The organism is Streptomyces sp. NPDC001410, assembly GCF_042895235.1.
Taxonomy (GTDB): domain Bacteria; phylum Actinomycetota; class Actinomycetes; order Streptomycetales; family Streptomycetaceae; genus Streptomyces.
In genome coordinates this window covers 57,653-79,247 of sequence record NZ_JBIAWE010000026.1, presented here as the reverse complement: position 1 = coordinate 79,247, position 21,595 = coordinate 57,653, and the positions used below count along the sequence as shown (strand labels likewise).

Sequence of the window (21,595 nt, the reverse complement as noted above, 5' to 3'; positions counted from 1 at the left end):
GGGCGCTCGTTTCAGGGGCCGATGGTGGGGTCCAGTCGGTGGCGGGGCGGCCCGGGGGCGTCGTCCGTGTCTTCGTGCTTTAGGCCGGTGGTGAGGTCTAGGAGGGCGCGGATGGACAGTTCGGCCTCCGCTGGATGCCGGAACGGCCCATCGTGGTTGACGGTGTACTGGTTGCGTCGGCCGACCCGGTCCTTTTGCAGATGGCCGGCCTCTGCGAGATCTGCCACGATGCGCTGGGCCGTGCGCTGGGTGAGCTGACAGGTGGCAGCGAGCTCGTGCAACCGGGCAGTGGGATTCCGGGCGATCACCAGCACCCACGCGTGGTTGGTCAGAAAGGTCCACCGCCGGCTCTGGTGGTCAATGATGATCGAAGCCCTTCCCTCCTCAGTGCCTGTCAGTGTCCAGCTCGGGCCCGGCGTCCGGTCAGGCTGAGGTCTTCGACTGCGGCTCGGGGCCTTGTGTGCGCATTTGCTCGTTGATGCGCTGCGCTTCTTCGAGTTGGTCTTCGAGGACGATGATGCGGCAGGCAGCTTCGATGGGGGTGCCCTGGTCGACGAGTTCGCGGGCGCGGGCGGCGATGCGCAGCTGGTAGCGGGAGTAGCGGCGGTGGCCGCCTTCGGAGCGCAGAGGTGTGATCAGGCGGTGTTCGCCGAGGGCGCGCAGGAAGGCGGGGGTGGTGCCGAGCATGTCGGCGGCCCGGCCCATGGTGTAGGCGGGGTAGTCGTCATCGTCGAGGTTGTCGGCGGGACGGGATGCGGCAGGGGGCATAGACCTCTTCTTCCGGGGACGCATCGGGGGGCCCGGGTGCCAGTACTGGCACCCGGGCCCCGAGCTTGCAACACCATCTACCGGCACATCGTGCCGGTCTTCTGCGTCCGCAGGGTCCGCCTGGGAGGGCGGGGCTGCGGGGATCGTGAATGCGTGACCGGGGACCACCTTCCAATCCGGGGTCTGCGTACCCGGGCGGACTGCTTCCTCGCCCGGGCGATCCTGATGGCGTCTCGCTCCTTACCTTCGGTTACTCGGTTTGTACTGCTGGATATCGCGGGTACTGCTCGCGGCCCCGCGGGGTCGCGTCCTGCTTGACCTGCTTGCACGGCAGTTCGTGTCTGCCGTGCCCTCTTCGACTTCCTGGGTACGACCACGACAGTAACTCCGCGACGAGCCAATGTCTACTACGGCGATGACAGATTTTCTCTAGGGCTGATGCTCAGGCTCGTGCCTCAGGTACACCCGAAAGAGTGCTGTCCCGGGTTGCTTCCCGGCTCGGCGGCCACATGCTGAGCCTGGAGGCACAACCGATCCAGGGTGGGGTGACAGTGCATGACCGACATGGAGACGACACGCACGCGGGCCCCCAGGGCCCCTGCCGTGGTTGAGGGCGACAGCCCCGCCGGTGTCGCTCGCGCCCGTGACGTCGCCCGCGCCTTCGTCGAAGGCCTGGATCCGCCTCCGGCCTCCGATTCGGCGGAAACCCTCGCCCTCGTGGTCTCCGAACTCGCCACCCAAGGCCCTGCGCCACGGCGGCGGCCGCTACACCCTCCAACTCGGCGCCACCGCCGACGCGGTGCACGTCGCCGTCACCCACCTCAACCCGTCACCCCCGCGGGAACGCGCCCTGGAACGCGCCCCGACCTCAACGGTGGCGCCGGCAGGTTCGGATGGCCCTTGGTCCGCCACCTCACCAGCGAGGCGACCATCACTCCCGGTCCCGGGCGAGGCAAAACCATCCATGCCCGCCTGCCACGGTGACAGCGCCGCCTAGGGGCAACCCTGGCTGACCGAAGTTGATCTCATGAAGAGCGGCAGGCTCCGGCCGGTCGGACGGAGCCTGCCGCGTGAGTTCCGACGTCGCACATGGAGCTCTACATCGGTCAGTCGGGGGCGGCATCTGTGGCTCTGGCGGAGTCCGTAAGGGCGTCGAGTCGGGCGGCGAGGCCGGGGTGGGTGGTGGTCAGGTGGGGGCGGGTGGCACCCAGGGGGCGGATGAGGGCGGCGGGGTCGTCGTCGGCGAGGGCCGCGTGGAGCTGCCTGAGCGGGGAACGCGCGGCGGCCGGAAGGTCGGTGAGGGCGGTGATCTGGCCGGCGATGCGGCGCAGGTCGGCTGCGTTGTGGCGGGCCCAGGTGGCGGTGGTGCGTTCGGCGGCGCGGTGTGCGCGGGTGGCCTGGACGCGTTGTTCGCCGGTGGTTCCTGCGGGGCCGGGACGGCCGCGCAGGTAGCGGCGTTCGGCGGCCTGGCGGCTGGCGACGCCGAGGGGGTGGGCGAGGTCCGCCCAGCTGGCACCCGCCTCGCGGGCGGTTTCGATCAGGCCGGTTTCCCATCCGGCGAGCTGCTCGCGGACCTGCCGCAGCAGCAGCAGCGAGGCCAGGGCCTGCTCCGGGCCGACGTCGTGCGTCTCGGCAGTCCCGGGGTCCTCGTTCCGGGCGGCATGCAGGGCGTCGTCTATGGCGTGAAGGGCTGCCGCGGCGGCGAGGAACGACGCCGGGCTGTGTGCGTCGGCGCTGGACGATGCCGGCTGGTCGGCCGGGGTCATGGGCACCTCCCTCAGGTAGTCATCCTTTGGACGACACCATGTTTGTCATCCATTGGATGACATGTTACAACGGTGTCAGTGAGGCGCATTGGCAGCAACTGCCCGAACTTCCTGGAGGTGTTTTCCGATGTTGATGCGCACCGACCCCTTCCGTGAGCTGGACCGGCTGGCCCAGCAGCTGATGGGCCCGGGCACCTGGTCCAGGCCGTCCCCGATGCCGATGGACGCCTACCGCGAGGGCGACCAGTACGTGGTGGCCTTCGACATCCCCGGCGTCAGCGCGGACGCGATCGACATCGACGTCGAACGCAACATGCTCACCGTCAAGGCCGAGCGCCGGCCCGTGACGAAGGCCGACGATGTGCAGATGGAGCTGTCCGAGCGGCCGCTGGGCGTCTTCTCCCGCCAGATCGTGCTCGCCGACACGCTGGACACCGAGCAGATCAAGGCCGACTACGACGCGGGCGTGCTCACCCTGCGCATCCCGATCGCCGAGCGCGCCAAGCCCCGCAAGATCGCCATCGGCGTCGGAGGCGGCCACAAGGAGATCTCCGGCTGAGCCGGACGATGCGGGCCGAACGGCGGCGGAGGACGGGCACCTGATCTCCCCCTCACCCCGTCCTCCGCACCCGACGGGACGGACTCGAAGAAGGGTGGCGATGGACGTGACCCTGCGACAGGAAGCGTTCCTGGAACATGTGAGGGAACGCGGCGAGTACGACAGCCTGCCAGAAGCAGAACGCGCGGCTCGCGTGGTGCTCGCCCTGCTCGGCGCACACCTGGTCGGCGAGGTACGCGCCGAGCTGGCGGCGCGCCTGCCGGAAGACTTCGCCCTGATCCTCCTCAACCCGCTGCAAAGCAGAGAGCCCCTGCCACCGGAGCGGTTCCTGCGCGCGACCGCCGCCTGGATCGAAGGAGCCACCGAGCAGACCGCCGCCTGGGACGTCAGCGCCGTCCTCAGCACCGTCGCCGACGCGGCCGGCGACGACCTGCTGGGCCAGATCCTGCTCCAGCTCCCCGCTGGCTACGACCTCCTCTTCGGCCACCCCCAGCCCGCCTGACCACCCACACCCCGGTGTCCCCGCACAGGCACCACGACCTTCGGCGACAGAAAGGGCAACGACCACAGTGATGACCGACCGGCGTGCACCTCTCCAGCACACACCCGTGATGACATACGAGCAGCTGCTGGAGAAGGTCCGCTACGAAGGCGCCTACCCCACCCGGGAAAGAGCCGAGGAAGCCGTCCGCCTGGTCCTCGCAGGACTCGGACGCCAGCTGACGGGCGACGAACGCGTCGAACTCGCCGCCCGCCTCCCCTTCGAAGCCGCAACGGTCCTCACCGTGCAGATCCCCGACACCCAGCCCCTGACCGGCTGGGCCTTCGTCAAAGACCTCGCTACCCGCACCGGCGACACCCTGGGCACCACCCGCTGGGACACCGGATCCGTCCTCTGCGCCGTCGCAGCCCTGGCCGGCCCCGACCGCCTCACCCGCATCCTGCACCAGCTCCCCTCCGGCTACGCCCTGTTGTTCGGCCGCGCCGAACTCACCCAAGCCGCATAGACGGCCAACGTGCTGCTGAACATGCTGAAGTCGGTGGGCCTGTAGGGGCCCTGAGCCTTTACGCTGGGCGGACCGTCCCGGTGGCGTCCCCCGTGCCACCGGGACGGCTTGTGTGTCCGGGCGACGATAGGGGTCACTTCCTCATCTACGGCCTTGGTGCATCGGTACGGCCGTTGGCGCTGAGATTGATCATGGTCCCGAGCTGAGGGTTCTTACCAGGGTGGCCAAGATCCGCGTTAAAGGGGCATTGGGATGATCTTGTCCTGTGAGTGATCAGCAGAATTCTGGTGTGCGCGGTGGTCGGCTGGCCCGCTTCCTTGAGCGTCGGCGGGAGGTTCGCCGTGAGCGTGGGCCGCGGCGGCGGCCGTTGGATGAGGCGGCACGGCGGGCCGTCGAGGACCTGAGCGGCGTGGGCTGGGGAGCTCGGCCGCCGGCCCGGCGGCGGACTCTCGATGAGGCTGCCGAGCGCGCTGCCGACTGGAGGGCCGGTAGTTACCCAGGTCGAGCGGTGGATGCGTGACCTCTTGGTGTTAAGCGCGTTGAGCCGGGGGACACGTGCTCGTCCCCGCGGCACTCGTGCGAGCGGGCCCCGATCCCCCCGGTACTCGGGGCCCGCTGATCAACTGCCGTCAGTGGCGGGGGCGCCAGCGGGTGAAGACGCACTGGTCATCGCCTGCCCCGAGCCGGAACGGCAGGGCGATGCGGTCCAGGGGGAAGGTCTCGCCGGGGGCGTGGACGGTGTAGCCGCACCGCGTGTAGAAGGCGGCCAGGTCGCGGTCGGCCTCCCACTGCTTGCCGTCCAGCAGCCTGGCCCGCGGATCCGACCAGCGGTTCGACGGTGAGGCGAACACGTTCCGGCAGTTCAGCGCCCTATACAGCTGCTCCAGCACGCACACCACGTACGCGTCCCGGTCCACCGCTCCCTCGGGCAGCTCGGGGTTGGAGTACACCGCCTGCCGCCACGCCGACGGCACCAGCTTGCCATCGATCTCGCGTGGCAGCAGCGGCTTGACCTTAACCTTCCTCCGCGCGAGCGCGGGCAGCCGCTTGACCGCCTCCAGGACGCGCTTGCCGCCGGAGGCCGCCCCCAACGCGGGCGACTCCCCGAGCAGGGACAGGAACGGGCGGACGGTGTTGTAGCGGGTGGCCAGCAGGCGCCGCATCTCCGCTTCGGCTTCGTCGTCCCCCGGCCCGATCAGCTCTGCCACCAGCGCGGACGCTGCCTCGACCTCCTTGCGCGGGCCGATCTCCGTCTCCAGCGCCCGCCACATCGCGCCCGGATCGAAATCGGTGCCGCTCTCGGCGATGAGGTCCAGCTGCTCGCTCCACAGCCGGAACACCCCGTCGACCATGCGGTACGCCTTGGCCACCCGGCCCCGGGCCGCCACCCACTCCCGGTCCGTCGCCCGCCGCGCGGCGCTGATCAGCTCCACCTGCATCAGCAGCGAGAACAGATCCAGCGCGTCGTCGATCGCGGATGCCTCCAGGTGCCGCAGCACCGATGTGAGCAGCGCGGTGCGTTTCGGCTCCGAGGTGCGCTCCAGGTTCGGCGCCTTCGACCCCAGCCCCGCACGGGCGAGCGCCGCCAGCCGGTTCGGCGGAATCTGGTCGATCCGCACCCTGCCGAGGCGGAACGCGGCGATCTCATCGACCCGCTCCAGGGCCTTCGCCATGCCCGTGCCCGTGGTCCGCGTCGGCGGCCGGCGCAGCCGCTCAAGCTCCGAGATCCGCCGCCCCTCCGGGACGTCGAGCAGGGCCACCAGGTCTTTTGACAGCGAGGTGTCCGCCCGGCGCGCTGCCTTGGCCACTGTGGCATACAGCCGCTTCTCCGCAACGGCGCGGACCTCCGCCACCTGCCGGGCCAGCACGCTCACCCCCGGCAGCAGTACCCGGTTCCGGCGTAGCCACCCCACCGCCTGGTTGAAGAGCGCCACCGGCCCCTCGGCGGCCGTCCACGCCCGCCCGTGCAGGAACGTGCGAAACTTCCGAGCCCACTCCGCGTCCTCGAACTGGTGATAGCCGTAGGCGTCCCGGATCTCCCACGCATGCTCGTACGGCGTCATCTGCCGCTCGGTATACCGCTTCACGCACGAGGCGTCCTCCACGCCCAGGTGCTCAGCCAGGTACTCGATCACCGGCCACGGCACATCCAGCGGGTCCTCCAGGAACAGCCCGAGATAGCGGACCGTGCACATCTGAAGCGCGAACCCCAGACGGTTGTGATCCCCTCTCCGCTTCCGGATCAGCTCCCGGTCCACGTCGTCGAGATAGAAGAACCGCTCAAGCTCCGGACGCGTCGGCTCCTCCACGAACCGCCCGTACGCTGCGGCCTGCTCATCGGTCAGAAATTCCACCGGCACGCGGCGGACGGTAGCCACCGACCAGACCGCTCATACGATCTTTCGCCGAACCCCCTCAGCGCAGACGATCACTGCGCTAGACGCCAAGATCGTTCCTTAGCGCTAATGGCTGTTCCGTTGTTCCCCGAGGCCGTGGTACTGGACGCTGGACGAGCTCACCGGTCTCGCCCGGCGACCGCGCAGTTGGCCGAGCCCGTCGACGGCGACCGTGATCCCGGCCGGACAGCGGTGCAGCCAGGTCCTGCGGAGGTACTTCGCCGAGGCGATCGGCCCCGGCTTCCACTTCGACACCTTCATGCGCGACTTCATCGCTCGGAATGCCGGCCAAACCCTGGCGGACGCCGTCGCTCACTGGCACGCCACGGGCCCGGACGCGGCCCGGCCCCGCGAGATCGAGGAGCAGTTCGAGTTCAACCGCTTCACCAGCGCCTGGCACCGCCAGAACCCGGCCGGCACCCGCGCCCAGGCTCTCGAAGCCTGGTACGCCCACCGCGCACTCCCCAAACTCCCCAGCGGCGGCCGACGGGGCACGCTCGTCGGGCGAGGAGGGAATGAGCCGGTTCCGGTCAGCCCGAAGGGCGCGTACGACGATGGCGGCGCCGGTCGGCATCATGGAGTGCCGACCGGCGCCGCCACCGCAGCGCATCACAGCGTCGCGGTTGTCCCTTCCCCGGAGCCACTGCCCGCGAGCCACTCGTCCCATCCCAGGTTGAAGTCGGCGTAGCCGTTGTCGGCCGGGGCCTTGGCGCGGGTCGAGCCGGTGATGGTGACGGGGTCGCCCTGCTTGACCTGGCCGTAGAACCACTTGGCGTCCGACATGGACAGGTGGACGCAGCCGTGCGAGCCGCGAGCGCTGCCGCTGCCCGGATTGGGGTCGCCGGTCGAGTAGTGCACGTACGTGCCGGACTGGGTCAGGTGGATGTCCCAGGGAAGCGTCAGGTCGTAGTAGTTGGGGCTGCCCTTGTCGCAGCTGATGCCGACGCTGCAGGAGGTCATGTGGACCTTCTCCTGCTTGTCGATGACGGCCATCGTGCCGTTCCACGTCGGATACTGCGGGCTGCCCGCATTGATCGACAGGGTGCGCACCAGCTTGCCGTTCCGGGTCACCTTCATGGTGTGGCCGGTCACCGACACATCCGCGCGCACGTCGTCGCCGACCTTGAAGGTGTGCGTGTAGGTGCGCACGCCGTAGCGTCCGTTGCCGTTGCTGACGCCCGTCATGTCGGCGTCGATCTTCACCGTCGTGCCGGAGGGCCAGTACGTCTTCGGGCGCCAGTCCGCGCGCCTGTCCCCGAACCAGTGCCAGGCGCCCGCCACCGGCTGCGAGGCGCTCACCTTCATGTGCTTCTCCACCGTGGCCCGCGCCTTCGCCGCCACCGGGTTCGTGAAGACCACCGAGATCGGCATGGCCACACCGACCGTGTTGCCCGTCTGCGGGGTGATCGTCTCCAGCAGCATCGGCGGGCCCGCGGGCTTCTTCGGCGACGGAGAGGCGCTCGCACTCGGCTTGCCCGACGCCTTCGCGTCGTCACCACCAGCCTTGTCGCTGCCGCCCCCGCCGCCGCAGGCAGTCACGCCCACCAGCATCGCACCCGTGACAAGTGCGATCCCTATGCTGCCCTTGCGCCGTCCCACGCCCCGCCCCGCTCTCTCGCTCTTCGGCCCTGAAGGGCCCGACTCCCTGTCAGACAGTGAGGACCTGGGCCTCAGTTGCACGTGTCGTGTAAAGCATGTCCCAAAAATCGGCGCGCATCCCCGGACCGGGCCGCTGACACAGGTCTTCTGCCTGCTGATTTCGCTCGTTTCCACGCTGACGCTCCCGTAGGGTGCACGGGTTGCCGTGACGGAGAGGCGGGGTCGGGGAGTGGCAGCCGGGGCAGTGACGCGGGAGCGGTTGGCGGGGGCGGCTCGGGCCGCGCTGGGCGGCGGGCGGCGGCTGGAGGCGGTCGAGCGGGTCGCGGGCGGCAGCAAGAAGGGCGTGTACCGCCTGCTGCTGGACGACGCGACGACGGCGATCGCCTACCTCTGGCACGACGCCGAGAACTACTGGCCGGCGGCCGAGGGCGACGACGACCTCACCGACCCGTTCTCGCCCGGCCTCGGGCTCGACCTCTTCGAGGCCGCCCACGCCCGGTTGGACGCGCTCGGCGTCCGCGTCCCGGCCATCCGCCTCGTCGACCGTGAGGGCATCCATGGCCCGGCCGACCTCGCGATCGTCGAGGACATCCCCGGCGAGAACCTGGAGCACCTGCTCGCCCGTGACCCGAGCGCGGCAGCCCCCGTCATGGACCGGCTCGGGGAGGCGCTGGAGGTGATGCGGCGGCACCGGGCGTCCACGTACGGCAAGGTGGCCGTGGTCGACGGCGGCGGCACATCGCAGGGGACGTCGTGCGAGGGAGTGGTCCTGGACCGCGCGCTGCGGGACCTCGCCGAGGCCGCGTCGCGAGATCCGCGGATCGCGGAAGCCCGCGACCGGCTGGAGGAGCGGCTGACGGACCTCGCGGCGGCTGTGCGGCCCCGCGCGCAGTACGCGGTCGTGCACGGTGAACTCGGGCCCGACCACGTGCTGGTCGACGCGACCGGGAACCCCGTGGCGATCGACATCGAGGGCTTGATGTACTTCGACGTCGAGTGGGAGCACGTCTTCCTGCGGATCCGCCTGCACGACGCCTACCGTCCACTGTCGGTGGACGGCCTGGACGAGAACCGGCTCGCGCTCTACACACTCGCCCAGCGTCTCTCCCTGACGGCGGGGCCGCTACGCCTGCTCGACGGGGACTTCCCCCACCGGGCGGCGATGGCGGACATCGCCGAGCACAACCTGAAGGAGACGCTGGCCCTGGTCCGTGCCTGAACGCTCCGGCTCGGTCGAGCACCAGGGCTCGGCCCGCCGGCCCTGAGCGTGAGGCCGTGACACCGGCGAGGCCGAGGTGGCCGACGCGGTACGACGCGGCATCGAGTCCGGCGAGTTCACACCGACCGATGTGGACGACCTCAGCACACTCGTCCTGTTCAGCGCCCTCACGGCCATCTGGCGCCAGGTGTCCGTGGCGCTGGGCCCGCCGGACTCGATGCCGGTGGACCGACCTTCCACAGCTCGGGCACCCGGCCCCCGCCGGTGTGCATCTGGGTCGAAACATGGTCACGGCCCTGTACGCCAAGGAGCTGCACGACACCCCCATCAAGGTCAACGCCGCGATCCCCGGCTACACCGCCACCGACCTCAACGCACACACGGGGTTCCGCACCGCTGCCCAGGCCGCCGCCGTGAGCGTCGCCCTGGCCACCCTGCCCGACGACGGTCCGACCGGAGCGTTCTGGGGTTCCCTGACCGCCACCCCCGAGGGCAACAGCGTTCCCCCTGGTGACGTGACACGGCCTTGTCCTGTCAGTCCGGGACGGCGGTATCGCAACGCTCGATCGCCTGGTCGGCACACCCGCAGCCGGCTGGGCGACATCGCCGCCCGGCCGGCTACAGGTCATGACCCGGGTCGGGGCTCCCCAAGTCCCCCAGGCCGTCGACCACAGGACCCCTGTGTCGGCTTGGCTCGGAAATCGAACATGTGGCCTAATTGAAGGTATGGAGCACGCCCCCTTCCCGCCCGACCTCCTGCAGCTCCAAGCGGACTGGCACCGCACGTACGCAGCACTCGCCGCGCCGCACCCGCTGCACCCCACCGCCCTGCGCCGCCGCTTGCTTGCACTGTCCGGGCGGCTGCTGTGGCATCCGTACTGGTCCGGCCCGGCCGGAACTCCGGCGGCACGGGTGGAGCTGCGCCGCCGGGCTCGCGCCCTGGAGCCGCTGCCATGACGACGCACCTGGTCCGCCTCCAATTCGTGGCCGGCGGCCCCACGGTCGCGGGGGAGTGGGCCGACGGTGCGACCGCCCGCCGCACCTGGCGTGACTGGGTCGGGCTGTACGGCAGCGACGAGAAGGTCGTCATCCGGCTCGCCGAGGACGCGGACGACGGCGAGCGGGTGCTGATGGCGTGGGAGCGGGGGCACGCGGTCGAGACGGGCTCGGACAGGCCCGCCGCGACGGAGAGATCGGGGTTGTCAGGGTTGCGGCGATCCCTGCACATGGCTTACGGCGGCACTCAGTTGCTCGTCCAGTCGTCGAACCGCTTGGTCGCGGCCAAGTAGATCAAGGGGGCGTACAAGGGCGTCCTCGCCGCAAGCGTCAGCTACCGCTTCGTGATCGACGCATCCACATATCCACACAACGGCACAACGGCACAACGGCACATCGGCACATCGGCACTGCGCCGACGCCCCCAGCAGTACCCGGCCCGTTGACCTCAGGCCGCCCCGCCCCCTGGTCTATGATCCAGCCCCCTCACCGGAAGGCGGCCCCCCATGCCCATGCCGAGCCTGCTAGCGGTCTTCGCTCATCCGGATGACGAGTCGTTGTCCGCCGGGGGAGTGCTCGCCCGTCACGCGGCCGCAGGTGCGCGCGTCGGTGTTGTCACGGCGACCTGGGCGGCCGACACCCCGCGTGCCGCGGAGCTGGCCGATGCGCTGCGCATCCTCGGGGCCGGCGCACCGCGCATGCTCGGGTACGCCGATGCGCGCGTGCCTCAGTCGGCCCTGGGTGGTGCGCGGTTCTGCGATGCGCCGCTCGACGAGGCGGTGGGGCGGTTGGTGACGCACATCCGGGACTTCCGTCCGGAGATCATGGTCACCCATGACGCGTACGGTGGGCTGACCGGCCATCCGGACCACGTGCACACTCACCGGGTGGCCGTGCTCGCGGCCCAGGCGGCCGGACTTGAGCAGCTCTACCCCGATGCGGGTGCCCCCTGGCAGCCGCGTGCCCTCTACCTGGCCACGCACCCGCACTCCGCCGTGCCGGCGCTGAGGGATGTGGTGGGAGTGCACAAGGCCGTGTACAGCGTTCCGGATGAACGGGTCACCGCGACCGTCGATGTCGGTCCCTGGATGGAACAGAAGATCGCCGCCGTACTGGCCCATCGCACCGAGGTGGAACGGGGAGCCGTACCCGGCCTGATCGGCGGCCTTTCCCAGGAGGCTCGGGAGTGGCTCTTCTGCACCGAGTGGTACATCCGGCACAGCCTCGACCCCGCGCCGGCCGCCCGGACGGAACTGACCGTCTGAGCCACGTACGGGGTGACCCTGGTGATTCGTGTAATCCATAACGATCTTGGCTGAAACCTTGCGTTATTCCGGGCTGCCTCTAGCCTCCCGACATGGCTTTTCTTTCAAGTCGCCGCAAACGGGCACGCCTCGCCCCGGAACTCGACGACCAGGACCTGGGCAGGTTGTTGAAGTCCCTGCTGGCGACCACGAGGACCGGAACGATCGCGACGACGGACCTGTGCGCGGCGCAGATCTCCCGTCTCCTGGACCAGGATCCGGGAGACTGGGACCGCCGGACGCACCGCCTGGGCATCCTGGCGGACTTCCTGGCCGACTCGCATCTGCCGCGGTCCTGGGCCACGCGCGAGCCACGCAACGCGAGCGCGCTCGTGCTGCACGCGTGGACCCAGCTGGCGCGAGCCCGCGCGCAGGGGCGCCCGGAGGACACGGGCGACGCCACGGACGCCTGTCTCCGTGCCGCCGACATCGCCCCCGAGGACCCCACTCCCTGGGTGGTGCTCCTGGGGCTGGCCCGCCTGCAACGCTGGGAACAGCCCCAGGTGTTCGGCGTGTGGAACGAGGTACTCGCGCGCGATCGCTGGAACCGCGAGGCCTACCTGAGCATGCTCGGCTATCTCACCCCGGAGGAAGCGGGCTCCCGTATCCAGGTCCTGGACTTCGTGGACGCCCTGTGCGCCCGCATGCCGGCCAACGCGCCCTGCGCGGTCACGGAACTCACCGCCCAGGTCCTGCAGTACCAGTCCGTCCTCGGCCGGGGTGGATTCGAAGCACTGGTGGCGCGCAACCACTGGTCACAGGCGATGGCCGCCCAGGCACTCGACCGCGTGGCCCGGACCTGGGTGCAGCCGGGATTCCTGCGCCATGCCAAGGCTCTGGCCGACCTCAACGTCCTGGCCTACGCGCTGATGGCCGCCGACCGGCGCCACGAGGCCCGTCCGGTGTTCGAGGCCCTCGGCGGCACCGTCACCGGGTGGCCCTGGCAGGCCGGCGGCGACCCTCTGACGGAGTTCGACCAGGCTCAGCGGAGGGCCACCGCCGGGCAGTGATCCGACGCCCGCCGCACCCCCAAGTCCTCGGCGCCGCAACCCAACAGCCGGTAGGGCCACACCGTGGCACGATGGTGGTGAGCATCGCCTACTGAGGGGGTGTGGGGCATGGCCACATCGGAAAAGGCACCTGCCTCAGGAACCCACCACCCGGGGTTGCGCCGCGAGATCGGCTTCGTCGGGCTCATCTGGGCCTCGGAGGGGTCGATCATCGGATCCGGGTGGCTGTTCGGTGCTCAGACGGCACTGGCGGCGGCCGGGCCCGCGGCGATCATCTCCTGGGCCATCGGCGGCGTCGCCATCCTGATCCTGGCGCTGGTGCACGCTGAACTCGGCGGCATGTATCCGGTCTCCGGCGGCACCGCCCGCTTCCCGCACTACGCCTTCGGCGGGGCCGCCGGGGCCTCCTTCGGCTGGTTCTCCTGGCTGCAGGCGGCCACCGTGGCACCCATCGAGGTGCTGGCGATGATCACGTACGCCCAGCACTACTCCTGGGCGAGCGGCTGGGAGAAGATCCAGGGCGGCGAGCACGTCCTGACCCCGACGGGCATCGCCGTCGCGGTTGGTCTGATGGCGGTCATCACGGCCATCAACTTCCTGAGCATCCGTCTGCTGGCCCGCACCAACAGCGCGGCCACCTGGTGGAAGGTCGGCGTCCCGCTGCTGACGATCTTCGTGCTGGCCGTCGCCCAGTTCCACACCAGCAACTTCACCGCGGCCGACGGATTCGACCCCTACGGGGCCAAGGGCATCCTGTCCGCCGTCTCCACCAGCGGCATCATCTTCGCGCTGCTCGGCTTCGAGCAGGCCGACCAGCTCGCCGGCGAGAGCGCCAACCCCAAGCGGGACATCCCGCGGGCCGTGATCGGATCCATCGTCCTCGGCATCATCATCTACATCCTCCTGCAGGTGACCTTCCTCGCCGCTCTGCCCGCGTCCCAGATCGGCAGCCACTGGGCCACCTCCGCGTTCACCGCCCTGAGCGGACCGTTCGCCCAGGTCGCCACGCTCATCGGCCTCGGCTGGCTGGCGACGGTCCTCTACCTGGACGCCGTGGTCTCGCCCGCCGGTACCGGTCTGATCTACATCACCGGCTCCTCCCGGGTCTCGTACGGGCTCAGCCGCAACGGCTACGTGCCCACGGTGTTCGAGACCACCAACCGGCGCGGCGTCCCGTGGGTCGGCCTGATCACCGCGTTCGTGATCGGCTGCATCTGCTTCCTGCCCTTCCCGAGCTGGCGCTCCCTGGTCGGGCTGATCACCAGCGCCAGCGTGCTCATGTACGCCGGTGCCCCGCTGTCCTTCGGCGTGTTCCGCAACCGTCTGCCGGGCGCCCACCGCCCCTACCGGCTGCCCGGCGGCAGCTGGATGTCGCCGCTGGCCTTCGTCGTGGCCAACCTGCTGATCCTGTGGTCCGGGTGGGAGACCGACTGGAAGCTCGGCGTCGCCATCCTCATCGGCTACGTCATCCTGATCGCCAACCGCGTGTTCAAGATGAACCCGATCACGCCCCAGCTCGACCTGCACGCCGCGCAGTGGCTGCCGGTCTACCTCGTCGGCATGGGCCTCATCGTCTACCTCAGCGACTTCGGGCCCCTCAAGCACCCCTGGTTCCCGCTGTGGTGGGACATCGGCGTCGTCGCCGCGTTCAGCCTCCTCATCTACTACTGGGCCCTGGCGGTCGCCCTGCCGACCGAGAAGATCCAGCGCATGGTCGGCGAAGTCGTCGTCCCGGAGGAGGAGACCATCCTCTGACCGTCCGCCGCCGAAGGCTCAGACCCTCCGCCACCGCACGCGTCAAGCCCGTCCGTGCGCCTCCTGCGAGCGTCGCGACAGCGAGTCGATGACCACCGCGGCGAACAGCACCCCGCCCGTGATCACGAGCTGGACGGCGGTGGGGGTGTCCGTGAGCGCCATGCCCGACGCGATCGACTGGATGACCAGGATGCCGAGCACCGCGGACCACGTCGTGCCGCGCCCTCCGAACAGGCTGGTGCCGCCGATCACGGCGGCCGCGATGGCGTTGAGCAGCAGCACCCCCGAGCCCGAACCCTGGCTCACCGAGGTGATGCGCGAGGCCAGGAAGAGACCGCCCAGCGCGGCCATGGTGCCGGAGACGGCGAGCACCGCGGTCTGCACCCGCAGCACGCTGAGGCTGGCCCGGCGGGCCGCTTCGACACCGCCGCCCAGGGCGTAGACCTGCCGTCCGTAGTGCGTGCGCCGGAGCAGGATGTCGAGGCCGGCCACCACCACGAGGAAGATCAGGAGGGCGAGCGGCAGACCCTGGAACTGGTTGAGCACGTACGCGGCGGCGAAGGTGATCACCGCGAGTACCGCCGTACGTACCGCGATGCCCCGGAGCGAGCGGTACGGCATGCCGACGGCCTTGCGGCGCCGTCGGTCCAGGTAGGACCCGAGGAAGACCATGCCCGTGCCGAAGGCCGCCAGAGCGTAGGCGGCGGCGTGGTTGGTGAAGTAGTCGCTGGTCAGCTTGGCGACGAGTCCGTTCTCGTCGAGGTTGACGGTGCCGCTCGTCCCGAGGACGGCGAGCATGACGCCGTTCCAGGTCAGCAGCCCGGCGAGGGTGACGACGAACGCCGGGACCCGGATCTTGGCGAAGGAGAAGCCCTGGATGGTTCCCGCCAGGGTCCCGGAGAGCAGCGCGATGATGAGGGCCAGCCATTCCGGCACGCCCTGGTTCACGTTCAGGACGGCGAAGACCGCCGCCGCGAGGCCGCTGATCGAGCCGACCGACAGGTCGAGTTCACCGAGGAGCAGCACGAAGACGATGCCGACTGCGATCATGCCCGTGCCCACGATGTCCACGCTCAGATTGGACAGGTTACGGGGGGAGAGGAAGTTCTGGTTGAGGGACTGGAAGATGATCCACACCAGGGCGAGGACGAGGATGACGGGGAACGAGCCCACTTCGCCGGCGCGCAGCTTGTGGCGGAAGACGGCGGTCCCGCGCTCCAGGGCCCGGGTGACCGCCCGCATGCGGTGCGGCCGGGGGGCCTCGGCGGCGGGTGCGGAGGATTCGGTTCGCGTGTGGTCCGCCATGTCGTGCATCCCTTTCACCACCCCGACTCCTGGTGAGCCATTCGGCGGGGCACGTTTTCCGTGGCACCGGTGATGGAGGAGATGATCTGTTCCTGAGACGCGGTGTTCACGTCGTAGAACCCGTTGTTGCGGCCCAGCCGCAGCACGGCGGCCCGGTCCGCGAGGGCTTTGACGTCTCCCAGGTTGTGGCTGATGAGCAGCACGCCCAGACCGTGGTCGCGCAGCCGGTCGACGAGGTCCAGGACCTCGGCGGTCTGCTCGATTCCCAGTGCCGCGGTGGGTTCGTCCAGCAGCAGGACCCGCGGCTCACCGAGGAGGGAGCGCGCGATGGCGACGGTCTGCCGCTGGCCGCTGGACAGGGAGACGACGGGGCCGCGCAGATCGGGGACGCCCCGGGTCAGCCGTTCCAGCAGGCGTCTGCTGCGGCGCTCCATCTCCACCTCGTCGAGGAACCCGAACCTGCGGATCTCCCGGCCGAGGAAGAGATTGCCGACCACGTCGAGGTTCCCGCACAGCGCCAGGTCCTGGTAGACGGTGGCGATGCCGAGGGCGCGGGCGTCATGGGGACGCCTGATGGTGACGGGGCGGCCCTCCCACTCGATGGTGCCCTTGTCCGCGGGGGCGACGCCGGAGATCACTTTGACCAGGGTGGACTTGCCGGCCCCGTTGTCGCCCAGGAGAGCGAGGACCTGGCCGGCGTGGATCTCCAGCTCGATGTCCGTCAGGACGTCGACGACACCGAAGCGCTTGCACACACCGTGCAGCGCCAGCAAGGGGGGAGCCGGCACGAGAACCATCTCCTTCCCGGGGCACGGCTGCGGTCGGGGAACCGCGCTGTCAGGTCAGCCCGGCCCTGTCGCAGGCGGCCGCGAGCCGGGGGGTGCAGATCTGCCGGACCGAGTACACGCCGTCCTTCACCAGGGTGCTCTTGATGTTGGAGGCGGTCACGGACACCGGGGTGAGCATGACGGCCGGCACCTCTGCCCCGCTGCGGGTCCTCACCTTCGTCGTGGCGATCCGGTCGAGGCTCTCGCCGCGGGCCGCGGCCACGGCCATGGCGGCGGCGGAGGAGGCCTCGGGTGTGAACGGCTTGTAGACCGTCTGGTACTGATCACCGTTGACGATGCGCCGCACGGCGGCAAGTTCGGCGTCCTGGCCGGTGACGGGGGGCAGTGGGCGGACCTTGTTCGCCTTGAGCGCGGAGATGATCCCGCCGGCGAGGCCGTCGTTGGCGGAGTAGACCCCCTGGATGTTCTCGGCGCCGAGTGCGGCGATGGCGCCGTTCATGTTCATGTTGGCTGCCTCCGGCCGCCACTGGAGCGTGTCGTACGACTTGCCGATCTTCACCTTCCCTCGGAGCACGGACAGAGCGCCCTCCTTGAACGCCACGGCGTTGGGGTCGGCGAGATCGCCGTTCATCATGACGATCTGGCTGCCGTTCGCCTTGTCGCCCATGGCCTGCAGCAGCGCGCGGCCCTGGAGCCTGCCGACCTCCTTCCCGTCGAAGGAGACGTATCCCGAGATCGGGCCCTCGGCGAGCCGGTCGTAGGCGATGACCGGGATGCCCGCCTCATGCGCCTTCTGGACGGTGGGGCGCATCGACCTGGCGTCCACGGGCACGAGCAGGATGGCGTCGACCCCCTCGGTGATCATCGAGTCCATCTGTTCCTGCTGGAGGGCCACGTCGTTCTTGGCGTTGGCGTGCTCGATCACGCAATCGTGGCACAGGTCCTTGATCGTCTTCTCGAGCAGGGGCCTGTCCTGGGTCTCCCAGCGAGCGGTGGTGGCGTCCGGCAGCAGCACACCGATCGTCGGCGCGTTCCCCCCGGCGGAGGCGTTCCCGGCCTCCGTTCCGCAGGCCGCGACGGCGACCACCGCCGAGACAACGGCCATCGCCATGGCCGCGTTCCCCATGAAGGTCTTCATCGGAGAGACCTCTCTGAACGGGCTGGCCGGGAGGACGACCACGTCGTCAGTGTGACACCGGCCGCAGTGATCTGCGAACCCGGCCACCACGCCGCCGACCTGTCCGGTTGGACCGCATATGCGATTCTGGTGTAAGGCCCTCATCACACCCTGTCGGCACCTCGGCCTGGACGGGAGGTGGGTGCGGACATGCCTCAAGACGGCAGTGCCCGGGCCGGTGTCGCACAGCTGCGGGCATCCGACGCCGACCCCGCCGGTACCGGCCGGCCGCCGGTGCCCGAGGCCGCCGCGAGTGTGCGCGTACTGACGTTCGCCGGAGCGGCGCTGGCAGCGGTCTACGTGCTCGGTTCCGGGACGGAAGAGCTGCGACTGCTGGAGACCGCCGGTCGCGCCGCTGCCGAGTACGGGCTGCCCGAGCGCCTGCTCCTGTCCGGTGGCTCACCCGCGGCCCAGGCCTTCCGCACCGGCCGTCCGCTGTGGCTGAATCCCACGGCACTCGCCTCCTTCTCCGAGGGCGGCCCGACGCCGTCGCACGCGCAGACGTCGCTGGGCGCACTGCCGCTGCGCGCGGAGGGCCGGCGTCTGGGCTGCCTCGTCGCCGTGGGCACGTGCGCGGACGGCTTCGAGCCCGAGCAGCAGCGCTTCCTGGAGGGGTACGCCGACGCGGTGGCCGGCCTGCTCCAGGCGACGGCCAGGGGCACCACGCCGTCGCCGCCGCTGGGTCCCGCACTGCGGTGGCTGCGCGTGGGCTCGTTCGCCCTGGTGCCGGACACCGGCCTGGTCGAGGCGGACGAGACCCTCCTCGAACTGGTCGGAATCACGCCGGACGAGTTCGACGGCAAGGCGGACACCCTGCTCGCCCACACCCTCCCGGAGGACATGCACGCACTGATGTCGGTCCTGGAGCCCTCCGCGCACGCGCTCGGCAGCCGGGTGCTGGAGTTCCGGGTCCGCCGCCCCACCGGCGAGATGCGCTGGCTGAGCATGAGCTGCCGGGTGATCGCCGGCACCGGCGACCGGCCCGACCAGGTGCTGGGTGTGGTGACGGCGACCTCGGTCCTGCCCAGGAGCACCGACGACGTCTCCAGGATCCAGTGGCTGACCGCCGCACTCGACGACGCCACCACGGTCGCCGACGTCAGCCAGGTGGTGGTCACCGCGCTCCGGGAGCCGCTCGGTGCCGACCGGGTCGCGCTCGCCGAGCTGCAGGACGACCGGCTCATGGTCACCGTGCTCGACCCGCCGGAGCCCGCCACCTGGCCCGAGGCGTGGCGCTCCGAGTGGCGCTCGCAGTGGCCCGACGCGCCGGTCAGCGCCCTGCCCACCCTGCGGCTGGCACTGCGGGACGGACGCATGGACCTGTGGCCGGCCGGCACAGCCCTCGAACCCGGACTCAACGGCATCGGTCCCGGAGGTCTCGCCGTCCTGCCGCTGCCCGCCAAGGGCCGCCCCGCCGGACTGTGCCTGATCGGCTGGGACCGGCCGCACGAGTTCGTCCCCGAGGAACGCTCCCTGCTGACGGCGACCGCGGCGCTGGTCGGTCAGGCCCTCAAACGTGCCCACGCACACGACGCCGAGCAGGAACTCGCCACGATGCTGCAGCGCAGCCTGCTGCCCCGGCGTCTGCCCGAACTGTCCGGCGGGACGGCCGTCGCCCGCTATCTGCCGGCCCGGCGCGGGTTGCAGGTGGGCGGCGACTGGTACGACGTCATCGCCCTCTCCGAGGACCGGGTGGCACTGGTCATCGGAGACGTGCAGGGACACAGCGCCGGAGCGGCGACGATCATGGGCCAGATGCGCACCGCGGTCAGGGCGTACGCGGTGGAGGGCCACCCACCCGACGTGGTCGTCTCCCACGCCAACCGGCTCCTCGTCGGTATGGAGACCGACCTGTTCGCCACCTGCTGCTACGCCGAACTGGACATGGAGCAGGGCAACACCCTGTTCGTCCGCGCCGGACATCTCGCACCGCTGGTACGGCATCCCGACGGCAGCACCGAGGAGGTGCAGGTCGAGGGCGCGCTCCCGCTGGGCATCTCCGCGGAGGCGGAGTTCCCCATGACATCGGTCGCACTGGCCCCCGGCACCCTGCTCGCCCTGGTCACCGACGGTCTGGTCGAGGCCGCCGACCTGCCCCTGGACGAGGGCATGCAGCGCACGCGCACCGCGCTCGCCGCAGCCGACCCCTCGGACCCGGGCCGGGTGGCCGACGAACTGCTCGGTGACGTCGGCCGCCGTGAGGACGACGTTGCGCTGTTGCTGCTGCGCTACGACGGCATGAAGACCCTGCCGATACGGGCCGGTTGGGCGGTGTGGCGGCTGCCGGACGCCGTCATGCACGCCCGCCGTTTCACCGCGCGCACGCTGCGCCGCTGGCGCATCGAGCACGTCGCCGACTCGGTGCTGCTGGTCGTCTCCGAACTCGTCACCAACGCCCTGGTGCACACCCAGGGGCCGGTCCACGTCGACCTGACGCTCCGCGGCGACCGGGTACGGGTCTGCGTGAGCGACTCCTCCCCACGCGCGCCCGCCAAACCGGTGATCGTGGACTGGGAGTCGACCGGCGGCCGGGGCCTGATGCTGGTGGAGGCGATGTCGGAGTCCTTCGGCTCCATGCCGGTGGCCAGCGGCAAGCAGGTGTGGAGCGAGATCGTCGTACCGCCACCCGATCCGGACCGCCCGGGCCCGGGGCTCTGGACGGACCAGGAGGGTCTGCCATGAGAGCCCGTACCCGGCACGTCGTGGCGGCGCTCGTCGCGGGGCTCCTGGTGATGCCCGCGGCCGCCTGCGCGGGCAACGACAGGACGGGCGCGGACAGTTTCACCGTCGGGCTGCTGCTCCCGAGCCGGACCCTGCCCCGCTGGGAGCACTTCGACAAGCCGCTGATCGAGAAGCGGCTGAAGGATCTGTGTCCCCGGTGCGGCCTTGAGTACGCCAACGCGGACAACGACGTGACGAGACAGCAGCAACAGATGACCTCCATGGTCACGAAGGGGGTCAGGGTCCTGATCATCGATGCCACGGACACCAAGGCACTCCGCTCCTCGATCCAGCAGGCGCACGCGGCGGGCGTCCCGGTCGTCGCCTACGACCGGCTCGCCGAGGGTCCGATCTCGGGCTACGTCAGTTTCGACGGTGCGCAGGTCGGCAAGCTCCAGGCCGAGGCACTCCTCAAGGCCATGGGTGACAGGGCGAACGGCGGCAGCGTCGTCATGATGAACGGCGATCCGACCAACCCGAACGCGGCATGGTTCAGGAAGGGGGCGCTGTCCGTCCTCACCGGCAAGGTGAACATCCGCCGGTCGTACGACACCCCGGGCTGGAGCACGGACAACGCCCACGCCAACATGTCCGCCGCCATCGCAGCCCTGGGTCTGGGGCGGATCGACGGCATCCTGGCGGCCAACGACGCCATCGCGGCCGGTGTCATCTCCGCTCTCAAGGGCGCCCAGGTGCGGAAACTTCCTCCCGTCACCGGCCAGGACGCCGACCTCGACGCCGTACGCCGCATCATCAAGGGCGAACAGGTCATGACGGTCTACAAGCCCTTCCCGGCGGAAGCCGCCGCGGCCGCCGCCATGGCCGTCGCCCTCGGGCGCGGCGAGAGCGTGCGCGACATCGCCACGACGACGATCAACAGCCCCACCACCAAGAACATCCCGACCGTCCTGCTCACTCCCAGGGCAGTGACAGCCGCCGACATCCGGCGAACGCTCCTCAAGGACCGCGTCTACACCATCGGGCAGCTCTGCACCCAGGCGCTCCGTCGCGCCTGCGACAAGGCCGGCCTGGAAGCAGCGGACTGACCACTCCCTCGGCTTCGTCCCGCATCTGACGGTGCTCACGGCGCCGCGCGCGCATCGGCGAACTGCCCGACACACACCCGGTGTTCACCCGCCCCGACTTGGTCAGTTAATTGTAAAGAACCTTGACAGTTAATTGGTCTAGTCCAACTATGGACCCGGTTCGACCTCACACACATCTG

20 protein-coding genes and 1 pseudogene are annotated in these 21,595 nt (G+C 70.2%); 12 read left to right on the top strand and 9 right to left on the bottom strand.

From position 1 onward, the window contains the following. Positions 1-11: 11 nt before the first annotated feature. From ACFY3C_RS41130 to ACFY3C_RS41120, 3 genes are all read right to left on the bottom strand, one after another. The gene (locus tag ACFY3C_RS41130; RefSeq protein ID WP_390774492.1) at positions 12-314 is read right to left on the bottom strand and encodes a MarR family transcriptional regulator; all 303 of its coding nucleotides are present in this window, start codon (positions 312-314) and stop codon (positions 12-14) included. 109 nt (positions 315-423) lie between these two features. Further along, complete coding sequence (locus tag ACFY3C_RS41125) at positions 424-768, bottom strand: MerR family transcriptional regulator (RefSeq protein WP_386579934.1); 345 nt, start codon at positions 766-768, stop codon at positions 424-426. Between the two features lie 1,106 nt (positions 769-1,874). Next, positions 1,875-2,534: a type III effector protein gene (locus tag ACFY3C_RS41120; RefSeq protein WP_386579936.1), complete on the bottom strand. Its 660-nt coding sequence runs from the start codon at positions 2,532-2,534 to the stop codon at positions 1,875-1,877. A gap of 127 nt (positions 2,535-2,661) precedes the next feature. On the opposite strand from ACFY3C_RS41120, the gene ACFY3C_RS41115 reads away from it, so the two are divergent. From ACFY3C_RS41115 to ACFY3C_RS41105, 3 genes are all read left to right on the top strand, one after another. Beyond that, positions 2,662-3,093 (top strand): Hsp20/alpha crystallin family protein, encoded by a 432-nt coding sequence (locus ACFY3C_RS41115; RefSeq protein WP_390774491.1) that lies wholly within the window; start codon positions 2,662-2,664, stop codon positions 3,091-3,093. A gap of 106 nt (positions 3,094-3,199) precedes the next feature. Then, complete coding sequence (locus tag ACFY3C_RS41110) at positions 3,200-3,595, top strand: DUF2267 domain-containing protein (protein ID WP_390774530.1); 396 nt, start codon at positions 3,200-3,202, stop codon at positions 3,593-3,595. Positions 3,596-3,662: 67 nt separating this feature from the next. Further along, the gene (locus ACFY3C_RS41105) at positions 3,663-4,100 is read left to right on the top strand and encodes a DUF2267 domain-containing protein (RefSeq protein WP_390774490.1); all 438 of its coding nucleotides are present in this window, start codon (positions 3,663-3,665) and stop codon (positions 4,098-4,100) included. Between the two features lie 779 nt (positions 4,101-4,879). Here ACFY3C_RS41105 and ACFY3C_RS41100 read toward each other — a convergent pair. Together ACFY3C_RS41100 and ACFY3C_RS41095 are read right to left on the bottom strand one after the other, a co-directional pair. Beyond that, a pseudogene (locus ACFY3C_RS41100) lies at positions 4,880-6,460 on the bottom strand (DUF4158 domain-containing protein); the annotation flags it as partial. A 102-nt stretch (positions 6,461-6,562) separates the two neighbouring features. After that, complete coding sequence (locus ACFY3C_RS41095; RefSeq protein ID WP_390774532.1) at positions 6,563-6,757, bottom strand: hypothetical protein; 195 nt, start codon at positions 6,755-6,757, stop codon at positions 6,563-6,565. On the opposite strand from ACFY3C_RS41095, the gene ACFY3C_RS41090 reads away from it, so the two are divergent. Further along, the gene (locus ACFY3C_RS41090) at positions 6,669-7,184 is read left to right on the top strand and encodes a DUF6434 domain-containing protein (protein WP_390774489.1); all 516 of its coding nucleotides are present in this window, start codon (positions 6,669-6,671) and stop codon (positions 7,182-7,184) included. The two genes, ACFY3C_RS41095 and ACFY3C_RS41090, sit on opposite strands and share 89 nt — an antisense overlap. On the opposite strand, the gene ACFY3C_RS41085 is transcribed toward ACFY3C_RS41090, so the two are convergent. After that, positions 7,106-8,047, bottom strand: a complete 942-nt coding sequence (locus ACFY3C_RS41085; RefSeq protein ID WP_386579947.1) for an Ig-like domain-containing protein — start codon at positions 8,045-8,047, stop codon at positions 7,106-7,108. The genes ACFY3C_RS41090 and ACFY3C_RS41085 overlap by 79 nt on opposite strands. A 292-nt stretch (positions 8,048-8,339) precedes the next feature. Between ACFY3C_RS41085 and ACFY3C_RS41080 the strand changes: the two genes are divergently transcribed. The 6 genes from ACFY3C_RS41080 (at position 8,340) to ACFY3C_RS41055 (ending at position 14,379) form a co-directional block, all read left to right on the top strand. Further along, entirely contained in the window at positions 8,340-9,314 is a 975-nt protein-coding gene (locus ACFY3C_RS41080; RefSeq protein ID WP_390774529.1) for a phosphotransferase family protein, read from the top strand. A 726-nt stretch (positions 9,315-10,040) separates the two neighbouring features. Beyond that, positions 10,041-10,271: a hypothetical protein gene (locus ACFY3C_RS41075; RefSeq protein WP_386579949.1), complete on the top strand. Its 231-nt coding sequence runs from the start codon at positions 10,041-10,043 to the stop codon at positions 10,269-10,271. After that, positions 10,268-10,603, top strand: a complete 336-nt coding sequence (locus ACFY3C_RS41070; RefSeq protein WP_390774488.1) for a hypothetical protein — start codon at positions 10,268-10,270, stop codon at positions 10,601-10,603. The genes ACFY3C_RS41075 and ACFY3C_RS41070 overlap by 4 nt, the downstream gene beginning before the upstream one ends. Before the next feature lie 213 nt (positions 10,604-10,816). After that, positions 10,817-11,575 (top strand): PIG-L family deacetylase, encoded by a 759-nt coding sequence (locus ACFY3C_RS41065; protein WP_390774487.1) that lies wholly within the window; start codon positions 10,817-10,819, stop codon positions 11,573-11,575. A gap of 92 nt (positions 11,576-11,667) precedes the next feature. Further along, positions 11,668-12,624, top strand: coding sequence for a hypothetical protein (locus ACFY3C_RS41060; RefSeq protein WP_386579955.1), 957 nt, complete (start codon positions 11,668-11,670; stop codon positions 12,622-12,624). A 108-nt stretch (positions 12,625-12,732) separates the two neighbouring features. Further along, complete coding sequence (locus ACFY3C_RS41055) at positions 12,733-14,379, top strand: APC family permease (protein WP_390774486.1); 1,647 nt, start codon at positions 12,733-12,735, stop codon at positions 14,377-14,379. 42 nt (positions 14,380-14,421) lie between these two features. On the opposite strand, the gene ACFY3C_RS41050 is transcribed toward ACFY3C_RS41055, so the two are convergent. Genes ACFY3C_RS41050 through ACFY3C_RS41040 form a run of 3 tightly spaced genes read right to left on the bottom strand, consistent with a single transcriptional unit; the run spans position 14,422 to position 17,610 of the window. Beyond that, the gene (locus tag ACFY3C_RS41050; protein ID WP_390774485.1) at positions 14,422-15,693 is read right to left on the bottom strand and encodes a sugar ABC transporter permease; all 1,272 of its coding nucleotides are present in this window, start codon (positions 15,691-15,693) and stop codon (positions 14,422-14,424) included. A 5-nt stretch (positions 15,694-15,698) separates the two neighbouring features. Continuing rightward, positions 15,699-16,481 (bottom strand): ATP-binding cassette domain-containing protein, encoded by a 783-nt coding sequence (locus tag ACFY3C_RS41045; protein ID WP_386579961.1) that lies wholly within the window; start codon positions 16,479-16,481, stop codon positions 15,699-15,701. A 40-nt stretch (positions 16,482-16,521) separates the two neighbouring features. Continuing rightward, on the bottom strand, positions 16,522-17,610 hold the full coding sequence (locus ACFY3C_RS41040) for a sugar ABC transporter substrate-binding protein (protein ID WP_390774484.1): 1,089 nt from the start codon (positions 17,608-17,610) through the stop codon (positions 16,522-16,524). A gap of 189 nt (positions 17,611-17,799) precedes the next feature. Here ACFY3C_RS41040 and ACFY3C_RS41035 point away from each other — a divergent pair, with 189 nt between their 5' ends. Together ACFY3C_RS41035 and ACFY3C_RS41030 are read left to right on the top strand one after the other, a co-directional pair. Beyond that, positions 17,800-20,331, top strand: coding sequence for a SpoIIE family protein phosphatase (locus ACFY3C_RS41035; RefSeq protein WP_390774483.1), 2,532 nt, complete (start codon positions 17,800-17,802; stop codon positions 20,329-20,331). Then, positions 20,328-21,416, top strand: a complete 1,089-nt coding sequence (locus tag ACFY3C_RS41030; RefSeq protein WP_390774482.1) for a sugar ABC transporter substrate-binding protein — start codon at positions 20,328-20,330, stop codon at positions 21,414-21,416. Before ACFY3C_RS41035 ends, ACFY3C_RS41030 begins: the two co-directional genes overlap by 4 nt. The last annotated feature ends 179 nt before the right edge of the window (positions 21,417-21,595 follow it).

Excerpts from the sequence above, each read along its gene's own strand:
- ACFY3C_RS41125 (WP_386579934.1), bottom strand. The coding sequence starts at position 768 with ATGCCCCCTGCCGCATCCCGTCCCGCCGACAACCTCGACGATGACGAC.
- ACFY3C_RS41120 (WP_386579936.1), bottom strand. The coding sequence starts at position 2,534 with ATGACCCCGGCCGACCAGCCGGCATCGTCCAGCGCCGACGCACACAGC.
- ACFY3C_RS41115 (WP_390774491.1), top strand. The coding sequence starts at position 2,662 with ATGTTGATGCGCACCGACCCCTTCCGTGAGCTGGACCGGCTGGCCCAG.
- ACFY3C_RS41095 (WP_390774532.1), bottom strand. The coding sequence starts at position 6,757 with ATGAAGGTGTCGAAGTGGAAGCCGGGGCCGATCGCCTCGGCGAAGTAC.
- ACFY3C_RS41085 (WP_386579947.1), bottom strand. The coding sequence starts at position 8,047 with ATGCTGGTGGGCGTGACTGCCTGCGGCGGCGGGGGCGGCAGCGACAAG.
- ACFY3C_RS41075 (WP_386579949.1), top strand. The coding sequence starts at position 10,041 with ATGGAGCACGCCCCCTTCCCGCCCGACCTCCTGCAGCTCCAAGCGGAC.
- ACFY3C_RS41070 (WP_390774488.1), top strand. The coding sequence starts at position 10,268 with ATGACGACGCACCTGGTCCGCCTCCAATTCGTGGCCGGCGGCCCCACG.
- ACFY3C_RS41065 (WP_390774487.1), top strand. The coding sequence starts at position 10,817 with ATGCCCATGCCGAGCCTGCTAGCGGTCTTCGCTCATCCGGATGACGAG.
- ACFY3C_RS41060 (WP_386579955.1), top strand. The coding sequence starts at position 11,668 with ATGGCTTTTCTTTCAAGTCGCCGCAAACGGGCACGCCTCGCCCCGGAA.
- ACFY3C_RS41055 (WP_390774486.1), top strand. The coding sequence starts at position 12,733 with ATGGCCACATCGGAAAAGGCACCTGCCTCAGGAACCCACCACCCGGGG.
- ACFY3C_RS41050 (WP_390774485.1), bottom strand. The coding sequence starts at position 15,693 with ATGCACGACATGGCGGACCACACGCGAACCGAATCCTCCGCACCCGCC.
- ACFY3C_RS41045 (WP_386579961.1), bottom strand. The coding sequence starts at position 16,481 with ATGGTTCTCGTGCCGGCTCCCCCCTTGCTGGCGCTGCACGGTGTGTGC.
- ACFY3C_RS41040 (WP_390774484.1), bottom strand. The coding sequence starts at position 17,610 with ATGAAGACCTTCATGGGGAACGCGGCCATGGCGATGGCCGTTGTCTCG.
- ACFY3C_RS41035 (WP_390774483.1), top strand. The coding sequence starts at position 17,800 with ATGCCTCAAGACGGCAGTGCCCGGGCCGGTGTCGCACAGCTGCGGGCA.
- ACFY3C_RS41030 (WP_390774482.1), top strand. The coding sequence starts at position 20,328 with ATGAGAGCCCGTACCCGGCACGTCGTGGCGGCGCTCGTCGCGGGGCTC.